Origin of the sequence: Mucilaginibacter calamicampi (assembly GCF_042676765.1) — a bacterium.
Lineage (GTDB): Bacteria > Bacteroidota > Bacteroidia > Sphingobacteriales > Sphingobacteriaceae > Mucilaginibacter > Mucilaginibacter calamicampi.
This window is the reverse complement of record NZ_JBHTHU010000001.1, coordinates 407,919-421,220: the sequence shown is the minus strand read 5'-3', so window position 1 is coordinate 421,220 and position 13,302 is coordinate 407,919. Positions and strand designations below refer to the sequence as shown.

12 protein-coding genes are annotated in these 13,302 nt (G+C 42.8%); 5 read left to right on the top strand and 7 right to left on the bottom strand.

Annotated elements, in window-relative coordinates:
• Positions 1–252 precede the first annotated feature (252 nt).
• The gene (locus ACFQZS_RS01845; protein WP_377096750.1) at positions 253–2,619 is read left to right on the top strand and encodes an ABC transporter permease; all 2,367 of its coding nucleotides are present in this window, start codon (positions 253–255) and stop codon (positions 2,617–2,619) included.
• Positions 2,620–3,026: 407 nt separating this feature from the next.
• Here ACFQZS_RS01845 and ACFQZS_RS01840 read toward each other — a convergent pair whose 3' ends face one another.
• From ACFQZS_RS01840 to ACFQZS_RS01815, 6 genes are all read right to left on the bottom strand, one after another.
• A complete protein-coding gene (locus tag ACFQZS_RS01840; RefSeq protein WP_377096749.1) occupies positions 3,027–3,593 on the bottom strand; it encodes a Maf family protein in 567 nt (188 codons plus the stop codon).
• Between the two features lie 85 nt (positions 3,594–3,678).
• Positions 3,679–4,200, bottom strand: a complete 522-nt coding sequence (locus ACFQZS_RS01835; protein ID WP_377096747.1) for a KdsC family phosphatase — start codon at positions 4,198–4,200, stop codon at positions 3,679–3,681.
• 73 nt (positions 4,201–4,273) lie between these two features.
• Positions 4,274–4,516, bottom strand: a complete 243-nt coding sequence (iscX, locus tag ACFQZS_RS01830) for a Fe-S cluster assembly protein IscX (RefSeq protein ID WP_377096746.1) — start codon at positions 4,514–4,516, stop codon at positions 4,274–4,276.
• 95 nt (positions 4,517–4,611) lie between these two features.
• Positions 4,612–4,944 (bottom strand): 2Fe-2S iron-sulfur cluster-binding protein, encoded by a 333-nt coding sequence (locus ACFQZS_RS01825; RefSeq protein ID WP_377096744.1) that lies wholly within the window; start codon positions 4,942–4,944, stop codon positions 4,612–4,614.
• A gap of 19 nt (positions 4,945–4,963) precedes the next feature.
• Positions 4,964–5,746: a Rossmann-like and DUF2520 domain-containing protein gene (locus tag ACFQZS_RS01820; RefSeq protein ID WP_377096742.1), complete on the bottom strand. Its 783-nt coding sequence runs from the start codon at positions 5,744–5,746 to the stop codon at positions 4,964–4,966.
• A gap of 99 nt (positions 5,747–5,845) precedes the next feature.
• Positions 5,846–6,604, bottom strand: a complete 759-nt coding sequence (locus tag ACFQZS_RS01815) for an MBL fold metallo-hydrolase (protein ID WP_377096740.1) — start codon at positions 6,602–6,604, stop codon at positions 5,846–5,848.
• Positions 6,605–6,694: 90 nt separating this feature from the next.
• Between ACFQZS_RS01815 and ACFQZS_RS01810 the strand changes: the two genes are divergently transcribed.
• Positions 6,695–6,859 (top strand): hypothetical protein, encoded by a 165-nt coding sequence (locus ACFQZS_RS01810; protein WP_377096739.1) that lies wholly within the window; start codon positions 6,695–6,697, stop codon positions 6,857–6,859.
• A 2-nt stretch (positions 6,860–6,861) separates the two neighbouring features.
• Here the strand turns inward: ACFQZS_RS01810 and ACFQZS_RS01805 are convergent, their stop codons facing one another.
• Positions 6,862–7,296 carry a hypothetical protein gene (locus ACFQZS_RS01805; RefSeq protein WP_377096738.1) on the bottom strand — a complete coding sequence of 145 codons (435 nt, stop codon included), beginning with the start codon at positions 7,294–7,296 and terminating at the stop codon, positions 6,862–6,864.
• A gap of 265 nt (positions 7,297–7,561) precedes the next feature.
• Between ACFQZS_RS01805 and ACFQZS_RS01800 the strand changes: the two genes are divergently transcribed.
• From ACFQZS_RS01800 to ACFQZS_RS01790, 3 genes are all read left to right on the top strand, one after another.
• Entirely contained in the window at positions 7,562–8,302 is a 741-nt protein-coding gene (locus ACFQZS_RS01800; protein WP_377096736.1) for an ImuA family protein, read from the top strand.
• Between the two features lie 7 nt (positions 8,303–8,309).
• Positions 8,310–9,812 carry a Y-family DNA polymerase gene (locus ACFQZS_RS01795; RefSeq protein ID WP_377096734.1) on the top strand — a complete coding sequence of 501 codons (1,503 nt, stop codon included), beginning with the start codon at positions 8,310–8,312 and terminating at the stop codon, positions 9,810–9,812.
• A gap of 218 nt (positions 9,813–10,030) precedes the next feature.
• Positions 10,031–13,264, top strand: coding sequence for an error-prone DNA polymerase (locus ACFQZS_RS01790; protein WP_377096733.1), 3,234 nt, complete (start codon positions 10,031–10,033; stop codon positions 13,262–13,264).
• Positions 13,265–13,302: the final 38 nt, after the last annotated feature.

Sequence of the window (13,302 nt, the reverse complement as noted above, 5' to 3'; positions counted from 1 at the left end):
TTGGTCATGCTGAACTTGTTTCAGCATCCCACATGCTCAGCACGCGTTCTTGTCCAATGGGGTGCCGAAATAAATCCGGCATGATGAGGGCATTTATTTTTTTACATTCAGCATATTATAAAACCGTACACCCGTTGTAACGTTTCCGTACTACGTTTATAAATAAATTTTCACAAATACCTCATTATTAAATATTTAAATACTGGCATAGATTTCAACCAACTAATTGTCAATACTTAAAAGATCATAACGGTGTTAAAAACTTACTTTAAACTTGCTTATAGAAATATAATAAAAAATAAAGCCAATTCCGTTATTAACATAACCGGATTAGCCATAGGTTTGGCATCAAGTATCCTTATCCTGCTTTGGGTAAAGAATGAGTTATCGTACGACACATTTCATACCAATGCTGATCAAATTTATAAGCTAACCTGCGATTTTGGCGATTCAAAAGCTGCAACTACTCCTGCGGGTTTGCCCGCCGGGCTGAAAGCGCAAATGCCGGTTATCAAAAAAACCGTTCGTTTAGCCTTCCCTTCTTCAACACTGGTAACGTTTAAGAATAAGAAATTCGACGAAAAGAATGTGGCATTTGCAGATTCAAGCCTTTTAGATGTTTTCTCCTTTTCCCTGGTTAAGGGAAACAGGGACTCCGCTTTAAAACATGCAGACGGGATTTTATTAACGCAATCATCCGCAAAAAAATACTTTGGGAATGAAAACCCCATAGGTAAGGTTATAATATTATACGAGGGTATAAACTTGACAGTAACCGGAGTTTTAGCGGATGTGGCTGATAACTCGCACATGCAATTTGATTTTGTGGTACCAATGGCCGCTATTACCCCTTACATCAGTGATTTGAAAGAAGATACATGGGGCAATTTTAACTTTCATACTTATATTCAAATAGATAAAAACTTTGACCCTGCAACTGCAAATTTAAACCAGCTTGAAAAGCAGATAGACAAAATTTATCACAAACGGGTTGGCGACGTAAAAGTCACTTATCAATTACAGCCTTTAGCCAGCATCCATCTGGCTCCCGAAATAAAGTACGACCTGCCGGGGCACGGTAACGCGTTGTATGTAAAAATCTTCTTTATTGTTGCCATTTTGATCCTGGTTGTTGCCTGTATCAATTTTATGAATCTTGCTACCGCGCGTTCGGCCCGCAGGGCTAAAGAGATCGGGCTACGTAAAGTTGCGGGTGCTGTACGCAGCCAGTTGATCATTCAGTTTTTAACCGAATCTGTACTCATCGCATTCCTTTCATTATTATTAGCGCTGATAATAGTTAGTATCGCCCTGCCGGCGTTTAATGACCTGGCCGGCAAAAAACTAATCATAAACGTAGCGGATGCCAATCTTTGGTTAAGCATGTTCGGTATAGCGTTGTTAACCGGGCTTATCGCCGGCAGTTATCCGGCGCTGTTCCTTTCGGGCTTTAACCCGGTTAAAGTGCTCAAGAGTAATGTAAAATCAATGGGCGGCAATTTGCTGTTCCGCAACACTTTGGTTGTAACCCAATTTATGATCTCTATTATATTGCTGGTGGGTACTGTGGTAATTTACAACCAGCTTAAATTTATAAGGGACAGAAATCCCGGGTTTGAAAAAGCTAATCTTTTATACGTGCCAACAAAAGGTTTTTCATCAGACAAACGGCAAGCGCTAAAAAATGAACTGGCACAAAATCCGCTGACCAGCGATTTTACAGTTGTATCTGAAATACCAACCGACTTGGGAGACTGGACACTTGATATAGACTGGAAGGGCAAAGATCCGAAGGCACAAATATTTATGCCAAAAATAGCTGTTGATGAAGATTTTGTGGATGTTTTTAAGATGAAGATGAAAGCCGGCAGAAGCTTTTCCAGGTCATTCACAACAGACTCAGATAATTACATGGTTAACGAAAAAATGGTTGCTACCATGGGCCTGACAGCCGACTCTGCAATAGGGAAAAAGCTGACACTTAACAATAACACAGGTACAATTGTAGGTGTTTTAAAGGATTTTAATTTTAAACCCGTTCAGCAGTCTATACAGCCATTGGTGTTAAAGTTTAACAGAAACGGCGGTTATATGGTTGTAAGAACCAAACCTGGCCATTTGGAGGCGACCATAAAAGATTTGGGGCAAATATGCCAGAAACTGAATCCGGCTTACCCATTTACATTTGATTTTGTTGACAAGAGTTTGAATAACTTATACAAAGGAGAACAGCAAATGGGTAATATTTTTAACCTGTTTGCCCTATTAGGAATTTTTATATCAAGCCTGGGCTTATATGGTCTATCGGCATTTATGGCTGAGCAAAGGACGAAAGAAATTGGTATTCGTAAAGTATTAGGCGCATCGGTACCGGGCCTGGTTTATTTATTATCTACGGGAATCACCCGGCTAATCCTCATCGCTATCGCTATAGCTATACCATTTTCATGGTACGCGGCTAACAGGTGGTTGTCAGGTTTTGCCTATCACATACAGGTTAGTTGGCCAATATTTGTTATTTCCTCAATAGCAGCGTTATTTATTGCCTGGCTTACTATTGGGTATGAGTCTGTAAAGGCCGCGATTGTAAATCCTATAAAGAGTTTAAAAACAGATTGAACCAATTCCGCTTAACTACTCCGATTACTTACAGAAACGATTAAATTAAGCGAGGACGCATAAATTAAAAGCCACTCTTTTCATTTAACAGCTCAGGTAATTGGATAAATACTACTACTAAAAGTATAGTTATTATTGGCATTATCAAGTCCGCTTAAATGGCAAAAGGAAAGGAAGCTTAGTGTTAGACGAGTTGCTTCCTTCAAAATTTATGGGACAAAAAATCACCTTTTCGCATCACATCTGATTATCAATAAATTAACCAAATTTTACAGCTAAATCTCCTGACTTAAAAGTTGTCTCACTTTGTCCCAGGCCAAAACCTTAAAACGCTAAAGTTCAAATATTTACTGAAAATATTGTCCCAACTTGTCCCATGTTGTCTCACATCCATGTGGGACAAACAACTACAACTTTACCAGCGCCTGGTAAAGCTTCTCGGTAGGCAGCCCTACCACATTGGTGTATGATCCGTTGATTTTAACGATACCCGTAACCCCTACCCATTCCTGTATACCGTATGAGCCGGCTTTATCAAAAGGCTTGTATTTGCTAACGTAATGGCGTATTTCCTCATCGCCCATGTGGCGGAAGGTAACGTCGGATACATCAAAAAAGCTGTGGTACTCTTGTTTATAGAACAAACATACACCGGTAATCACCTGGTGCGTACTACCCGAAAGCAGGTTAAGCATTTCAACCGCGTGCTCTTCATTATCGGGCTTGCCTAATATTCTATCGCCTATGCTTACAATTGTATCGGCGGTAAGCACTACTTCATCCGTTACCAGTTCATTAAAGGCCTCAGCTTTCTTTTTGGCGATATAAACAGCGATCTCTTCGGGCGAAAGGCCATCAGGGTATGACTCATCCACCTCCATTAGCACAATACGGAAATCAAGGTCCATTAACTTTAGCAACTCCTGCCTGCGGGGAGATTTAGATGCGAGGATGATATGAGGAATAGATTTCATTTGTTTGTCGATGGTACATGGACCATAGTCCATAGCAAAATTATACAAAACCATGGACCATCATCTATGGACCATGGACTAAAGATCACCAGCTATATGATTCTTCGGTCATCCACTTACCTTGTACTTTAAGCACTTTCTCAATCACATCGCGCACACAACCCCTGCCGCCGGTAAGTGGCGATACATATAAACTGGCTTCTTTTATCTCTTCCGCGGCATCAGCGGGGCAAACCGGTAAACCTACTAGTTTCATGGCACCCAGATCAGGAATATCATCGCCCATGTAAAGCACATTGGAGCCAATAACATGCTTTTCCTCCATGTACACTTTCATCTTATCCACTTTTCTGTTGGCCCCTACATATACATCCTTAATCCCCAGGCTATTTAAACGGATAATAGCTATTTTAGACCTGCTGCCAGATATGGCGCAAACATTATAACCGCATTTAACGGCCAGTTGCAAGGCATATCCATCCTTAATATTAAAGGCGCGGGCCTGCTCGCCGGTGTCTGTTATTAATACAGAACCATCAGTTAATACGCCGTCCACATCAAATACAAATGTGGTAATATCTTTAAGTTTGGATAGAAATGATTCCATTTTTGTCAGTTTGCAGTTTTGAGTTTGCAGTGGGCAGTTTTAAACTAGGCTAAAGTGCTAACTGCCAACTGAATTACTGGTTATCGCGCCACTCATACACCCAGGCAGACTGGATCTGCTCCAGGTGGCCCTCGCTTGATTCTTCGCGGGTACCGGCAAAATTAGGCAGCGAAAGCACCCATTCTAACAGGTCGGTAAACCTTATGCGGTATATTTTTGATTCGTTAAAATCATCACCAAACTTTTCGTAAAGGCTCATGGCGATATCTTCGTGATCGTTCCAGTGAATAGGTAAAGAAAATTTATCGTCTTTCATTTGTGTTGTACGTTTTACGTGGTGCGTATTACGTGGTTAATTATGTAAATATATTCGCAAGGCACGTACAACGTAAAACGTTACACGCATAAATACTAATGCCCTAAAAACTGTGATTGATCAGGCAGCGTAACTTCAATATCGCCATCAATAACCACACTCTGGCAGCCTAAACGCGAGTTGATGCGTGGGTTAACGGCCCTGTCAATAAAATCCTCTTCCTTATCAGATATCTCCTGGATGTTGTCCATTCCTTTATTTATATAAACATGGCAGGTGCTGCAGCCACATACGCCGCCGCAATTATGCTGTAATTCAATACCGTTATCCAGGCAAACATCAAGTACAGACTCACCTTCGGCTATAGGCAGTTCTACCGATTGGTGATCAGCCTCCTCAAAGTTTATCTTTATTTTAAAAATATTCATTTGGGCAAAAGTAACAAAATTACTTATCGCCGTGCGGTGTAAAATCCATTTTGATAATACCCTGACTTAACATTGTATATATATCCTGTAAATGAGGTGTTTCTGCCAACAATTTTAAGTGGTCATTCATCGTACCTGTATCATTCCGCACCGCCGGACCGGTTTGTACCTGAGCCGGAAGCCGCTCCAGTACTTTTTGAGCAGTTTCCAGTATCAATGGGCGCAATAATTCAAAATCCAGTCCTTTTGCATCAAGCAGCTGTCTTGCTACTTCGTACAAATAATTAGGGAAATTGCAGGCGAACACGGCTGCCAGATGCAAAATTTTACGTTGAGCACTGTCAACCCTGTAAACGTTGTTGCTGATGCTCTGCGCCAGTTCTTCAATTTGTTTTGTGATAGCGGCATCAGCACCTTCAATACATAAAGGCACCTGCCTGAAGTTTACTTCCTTAACCTTACTAAAGGTTTGCAGCGGGTATAACACCCCTGCCTTATCGGTAAAAGCCAATAAAACGTACAGATCAGTAGCGCCTGATGTGTGTACTATCAGTTTATCATGCTTTGCCAGCTGTTCAGCAATAATACCTATCGCATCATCCTTAACAGCAATAATAAAAAGGTCTGTATCGGGGGTAATATGCTGCAGATCGTCAACAGGCTCGGCTTTTACGTGATAGGCCAGCAAGGCGGCGTTCTGCATATCGCGGCTGTATACCTGCACAATATTGTGGCCGGCGTTTTTTAACGCGGCAGCCATGTGGGTAGCAACATTGCCCGAGCCTATAATAGTTATGCGCATAGAAAAACAGAAACTTATTTTTGGAGAAGGGGTGGCTCAGAGCCGGGTGAGCCACCGTGAGCCCCGTGAGCCCCGTGAGCCACCCCGCTTGTGTTATGATTATTTAGCTGCCGGATACCAGTCGCGCAATCTCACATCAATATTTTTATCGCCGGTATTAACCAGGCTTTTAAAAGTATTAACATCCTGTCCGCGGTAATGGTAAGGATAAACCACTTTTGGTTTAAAAGCCAGTACCGCTTGTGCAGCTTCGTTAACATCCATGGTATAAGGCAGATTCATGCAAACAAAAGCGATGTCTATATTTTTCAGCGCTTTCATTTCGGGGGTACCCGCTGTATCGCCAGATATATACACGTTTTTACCGCCTATAGTTAAAATATAACCGTTACCTCGGCCTTTGGTGTGATTGTTAGCATTGCTTGCACCCGGCAGGTTATACATAGGCACTGCAGTAATAACAATATCGCCCTGCGTTGTTTTCTGGTCGTTATTCAATATCACCACCTTAGCTTTTTCAATAGTGGCGGGTAATTTTTCTGCTACGGCTTGCGGCACTACCAGTGTGGTTTTAGCAGTATTAATAGCCTCAATGGTTTTAGTATCAAAATGGTCGCCGTGGATATCAGTAAGCAGTATTAGATCTGCTGTGCCGAGTCCTTTAAAGGCATCTGCACCACCGGTTGGGTCCACATAAATATTTTTACCCTGGTAGCTAAGCACCATTGTAGCGTGTGTTATGGGCTGGATGGTTAATTCGCCGCCTTTAACCTTTTCTTTGTCGGCAGCGGGGCGTTGTGCGTTGGCTGTTAACAAGCCAGCGGTTAATAAAAGTGTAAGCGCTATTTTTAGTTTCATGGTAGTTGCCTTTTTAATAGGATAAAATTACGGGTATTATGCCATTGCTGCCACAAATTTTAATGTAATTTGTTTGTATATTAGCTTACCATGCAAAAACAGGATAAAGAACATATTGAACCTGCAATGACAGAGGCCGAGATTGAGCGGTTAAAAAGAGATGTATATCGTCCTGATATGGAGAAATTCAGGCTGTTTACCGACATGCTACGTAGGAATGCTATTTTGAAGAAAGCTTTGATACGGCATAGGTAATATTACTTTATCAACTCATTTTTAAAGACATTTAACACGTAAGGGATTTTGTCTTTTTTTGAAGTAAAAAGTAAGACTTCCCCTTCTGTTTTTTTACTACCTTTTGATTTATAAACTCCATATTCGTATTTTTTGGTAAAACCTATTAAAGTCGAAAATTTTAATTTTATAGTATCATTTTTGATAACATATACTCCTCGCATTTTATCCTCAACACCAAAACAAATGCTTTTTAAATAAAAATCTTTATTCTCCTTTAAAATAAGACCAATACCACAACCATCAACACCCTCTTGCCATGCTGTAAATATTTCTTTTCCTTCAAATTTTGCAAAGTCAATTATTCCCGATGGTTTTGCAATTATTAGACCTAATAACACTCCTATTATTAATACTGTATATACTCTTGGCCTGTTTTCAAACCGTTCTTTTAACATTAAAAAAAGTTGATACAGTAAGCATATTACAAGTACAGAAAAAGCTATTAAGCATAAAAACTTTAACAACCAATCAACATCAGATATTAACACATCCCAATAGTATTGGGTATTTACTATTAGGAATAAAAGTATTGTACTTATGATAAGGGATCTAAATCGCCGCATAACTAATATGGTCTGAACCAAATATAACTTTTATATTTTCTTTTGTTAAAATACTAATATTTTTAGCAATTTTACATCGTTAAAACTATTAGTGTTTATGCCCTTGCTCAAAAATGCCATCATCAGCAGGCTGCAAAAAGATATTTTGCAGTGGGAAGGCTACAGGCCGCCCGAGGCAGGTAAACATGCTGCTATGGGGCTTGGGGCAATTGAGCAGGCTTTTCCTAACGGGGTGCTCCCGACAGGCACCGTGCACGAGGTGCTTTGCGCCAATACAGAGCAGGCTACCGCAGCCAGCGCTTTTATAAGCGGTGTAATGGCTAAGCTAATGCAGCAGGGCGGTGTTTGCTTGTGGATAGGCCTATCAGCCAATATCTATCCATCGGCACTTAAAAATTTTGGAGTGGATGCCGACAGGGTGATCTTCATCAATGTACTTAATGACCATGATGTACTTTGGGCTACCGAAGAAGCCCTAAAGTGTCCCGGCCTGGTGATGACCATTGCCGAAGTGCGCGATCTTAATTTTAAACAATCACGCCGTTTACAACTGGCGGTTGAGCAAAGCCGGGTAACGGGTTTTATTCTTCGTAATCAAACACAAAAATTAACGCCTACTGCTTGCGCCGCCCGCTGGCAGATCTCGTCGCTACCCAGCACGCCGACAGATGGAATGCCGGGCTTGGGTTTTCCGCGCTGGCGGGTTGAGTTGTTAAAGGTGCGCAACGGGCAACCCGGCTGCTGGGAAATGGAATGGGCAAATGGCGAATTTAAAGTGATTGAACAATTGGTTGCTCAACAAGCAAGTGTTGAATATCAACAGCTAATGGCGGGGTAAATGAGTGATGCAAAAACGTTATATGTCTATATGGTTCAGGCATTTATTAACTGACTGGCAATCGCTCCGCCAGCCTGAAATGAAAGATACGCCCTTTGTTTTTGCAGCGCCAATACGCAACCGTATTATTGTAACCGCTGCCAATAAAGCGGCAGAGAATGAAGGCGTTTACGCAGGCATGGCCGCTGCCGATGCAAAAGCTATTGCCCCCTGCTTACAGGTTTTAGATCATCTGACAGGAAAACAGGAAAAACTTTTACGCAAGCTGGCCCTGTGGTGCATCCGCTATACTCCGCTGGTAGCTATTGATGCACCCGATGGTTTACTACTGGATATTACAGGCTGCACCCACCTTTGGGATGACGAGCGAGGTTATTTAAAAGAGATTGTTTTAAAGCTGCGCGGCAACGGTTATGATACCCGTGCCGCCATAGCAGATACTATGGCAGCTGCGTGGGCGGTAGCACGGTTCGGCAGGGTTACACCCATTATTGCCCCGCAAACACAGACGGCGGCTATTGCAAAACTTCCCCCTGCCGCGCTGCGATTGGAGGAGACGGTTTTAGAGCAGTTACAAAAACTGGGCTTCCGAAACATAGGTAGTTTTATGAACCTGCCGGGCCGCGAATTACGCAAACGCTTTGGCGATGAATTGCTAACACGCCTTACACAGGCATTAGGGCTTAAGCCTGAGTTTTTTACACCTGTTATTCCACCAGTACCTTATGTGGAACGACTTCCTTCCCTTGAACCTATTAAAACAGTTACAGGGATAGAAATAGCTATAAAACAATTGTTAGAACAAATTTGTGCACGGCTCTTATCCGAGGGTAAAGGCTTGCGCAAAGCCATGTTAAAGTGTTACCGTATAGATGGCAAACAGGTACAGGTAGCCATCAGCACCACACGGGGTTCGCACAGCGTGTCGCACCTACAAAAGTTGTTTGGTTTACAAATTGATAAAATTGAGCCTGCCCTAGGTATTGAGTTGTTTATAATGGAGGTATCAAGAGTAGAGGATATGGCTGTAAAACAGGAAAACGTTTGGATAAGCCAACCCGATCTGAAAGATAACGCCCTTGCTGAACTGCTGGATAAAATAGGCGGAAAACTGGGGGCACATCGAATTCACCGATACCTGCCTGCCGAGCATTACTGGCCTGAGCGGTCGGTTAAAGAAGCGCAAACTTTGCAGGATGTCCCCTCAACTTACTGGCGAACCGACAGGCCCAGGCCGTTGCGTTTGTTGAGTGAGCCGGAACAGATTAATGAAGTAATGTCGTTACTTCCTGATTATCCCCCTAAATACTTTAAATACAAAGGCAAACATCACAACATTGCTAAAGCGGATGGCCCCGAACGCATAGAACGCGAATGGTGGCTGGAACAAGGAGAACATCGCGATTATTATGCTTTAGAAGATACCGAAGGCAGGCGTTATTGGGTATTCAGATCGGGGCATTATGATAGCGGGAATAAAAAGTGGTTTATACATGGTTTTTTTGCTTAGAAAATGAAAAACAAACAAAATGTACTTAGTTATATGCATATCATGCCCCGGAGGGGCTACCTGTTTGTAGCAAAAATCAATCAAATATATTGCTCCGGAGGAGCAACCCTTATTACGCAAAGGGAATACAATGCTGGTGGGTTGCACCTCTGGTGCAGTTTTCCATTCAATTTATATTCTACAAACAGGTAGCCCCTCCGGGGCAATCATTTAAGGTCATGATAAATTACGCAGAACTTCAAATAACCAGCAATTTTTCCTTTCTACGGGGCGGCTCGCATCCTGATGAACTGGTTGAGCGTGCCATTGAGTTAGGCTATAGTCACCTTGCTGTAACCGACAGGAACACCATGGCAGGGATTGTACGCGCCCATATGGCTTTAAAAAAGGCTAAAGTGCTTAATAAACAAATTCAACTGAAATTTATCCCTGCCTGCCGTTTAGACTTATTGGATGGCCCCAGCCTGCTGGCCTACCCTACCAATATTAAAGCATGGAGCCGATTATGCGGCATATTAACACGTGGCAACCTGCGTACCGAAAAAGGCAAATGCGAGTTGTACAAGCAAGATATTTTTGATAATGCGCAAGACATACTATTTATTGTTGTCCCTCCAGACCAACTTAACAGTTTGTTTGATTTTGATGACGATTTTAAAAACCATCTTTCAGCATATAAAAAAGCCTTTGGCAATCAACTGTATATAGCAGCAAGCTGCTTATACAATGGCGAAGATGCCAAACGCTTTTACCGTTTAAAGCAAACCGGCATACCTATGGTAGCCACAGGGAACGTGTATTACCATACTTATGCGAGACGTGAGTTACAGGACATTGAAACCTGCGTGCGTGAGAAATGCACCATTTACAACGCCGGTTATAAACTGCATGCCAATGCCGAACGTTATTTAAAATCGCTAAAAGAAATAGACCGTCTCTTTCGCGAATATCCCGAAGCTTTGGATCGCACAATGGAAATTGCCAATGCCTGCAAGTTCTCTTTAGATAAACTCAAATATCTGGAACCAGAATGGATTAGTCCGGATGGACGTACGGCTGATGAGCATTTGGCCCAGCATACCTGGGCAGGCGCTAAAAAAATGTTTGGCAGCGAGATCACGACTGAGATTATTGATCAGATCAATTTTGAGCTGGCCTTTTTTAAAAAAAGAGCATTAGCTCCTTACTTTTTAAGGATATATGAGTACACCCAAAAAGCCGAGGAACTGGGTATTTTGCACCAGGGCCGTGGCTCGGCAGCTAACTGTACGGTTTGTTTTTGTTTGGGGATAACGCCTGTAAATCCGCTTAAGCAACGAATGCTGTTTTCGCGTTTCATGTCCGACTCGCGCGAGGAATGGCCCGATGTGGATTGCGATTTTGAGCACGAGCGCCGCGAAGAGATCATTCAATGGATCTATGAAACTTACGGGCGCGAATACGCCGGTATTGTAGCTACCGTAACCCAACAAAGGCATAAAGGTGCGCTAAGAGATGTAGGAAAAGCCATGGGGCTGTCTGAAGATACCATTAAACGTTTGGGCGGGGCCATATGGGATTTTTCGGAAGAAGCTTTTGATCGCGATCGTATTATTAGCCAGGGATTGAACCCCGACGATCCGCTGCTGAAAAAAACGCTTAATCTTACCATGCAAATGCGTGGTTTCCCGCGGCAACTGGGGCAGCACACCGGCGGTTTTGTAATTATGCGCTGTAAGCTATCAGACCTGTGCCCGGTAATGAACGCCCGAATGGAAAACCGCACCCAACTGGAGTGGAACAAGGATGATCTGGAAGACTTAGGAATATTAAAGGTGGATGTACTGGCTTTGGGTATGCTTACCTGCATCCGTAAGGCGTTTGATCTGACCAAACTACACTACAACCGGCCACTTACGCTGGAAAATGTACCGCAGGAGGATGATAATGTTTACGATATGATCTGCAAGGCAGATACTTTGGGCGTTTTCCAGATAGAAAGTCGCGCGCAAATGTCAATGCTTCCGAGATTGAAACCACGCGTTTTTTATGATCTGGTAATTGAGGTAGCCATCGTTCGCCCCGGACCTATACAGGGCGATATGGTGCACCCTTATTTACGGCGGAGAGACGGAATTGATCCAATAGTTTTTCCATCTAAAGAACTAGAAGACGTATTGGGACGCACAAAGGGTGTTCCTCTTTTTCAGGAACAAGCCATGGAAATTGCCATTGTAGCAGCTGATTTTACCCATGCCGAGGCCGACCAGTTGCGCCGCAGCATGGCTACTTTTAAAGCCAAGGGACAAGTAAGTGCTTTTAGAGATAAGCTGGTAGCCGGAATGGTTAAAAAGGGATATGAGAAAGAATTTTCTGAACGCATTTTTAAGCAACTGGAAGGCTTTGGTAGCTATGGCTTTCCCGAGAGCCATGCAGCTGCTTTTGCACATTTGGTTTATATATCCTGCTGGTTAAAGTATCATTATCCTGACGTTTTTTGTACGGCTTTACTGAACAGTCAGCCTATGGGTTTTTACCAGCCTGCCGAGATTGTTGATGATGCCCGGCAGCATGGCGTAGTAGTACGTCCTGTTGATATTAATTACTCGTATTGGGATAATATTATGGAGGAAAAAGATGGCCAATATTGTGCTGTTCGCCTCGGATTTCGTCAGGTAAAAGGCCTGAAGCAAGCAGATATGCAAGTGCTGGTGGATAAGCGCGGCACAGGCTATACCGATCTGATACAAATAAGCGATGCGGGGGTACCAAAAGCCGCTATTGAACGGTTAACGGATGCTGATGCCTTCCGCTCCATAGGCTTAGACAGGCGGCAGGCGTTGTGGGAAGTACCTGCCATTAACACCAAACCTGTAGGCCTTTTTGCAGGTAAAAAAGATAATAATACCCAACAATTGCAAATGGAACTGCCCACTATGAAAGCATCCGAACACGTGGTGCATGATTTTGCCTTTACGGGATTATCCCTTAAAGCTCACCCTGTTAGCTTTATCCGCCGCGAACTGGACATGTTGAATATAACCCCTACCGGCAAGCTTAAAGAAATGAAGGACGGCGACCGTGTAAAAGTAGCGGGACTTATCACCATACGCCAACGCCCCGGTACGGCAAAGGGCATTGTATTCATCACCATAAAAGATGAGACCGGCTTTTCTAACCTGGTAGTTTGGGAAAAGATCTTTGAAAAATACCGCAAAGAAATACTCCAGGCTAAATTATTTATGGTAGAGGGCAAATTACAGATAGAAGGCGATGTGATACATGTGGTAGCCGCACGCTGCTTTAACCTGAATAAAATGCTGAATAACTTAACAGCAGTTACCGATGATGATTTCCCCTTTATACCATCGCGCGGTGATGAGGTTACAGCGCCATTCCCCTATGATGCCCGGCAAATCCCACCCGAAACATCACCAAAAGATGCTTTTCATAAGGGGAGGAATTTTCATTAATAAATTTTAGCTTATTTCAACATTTTTATGGAAAGTGC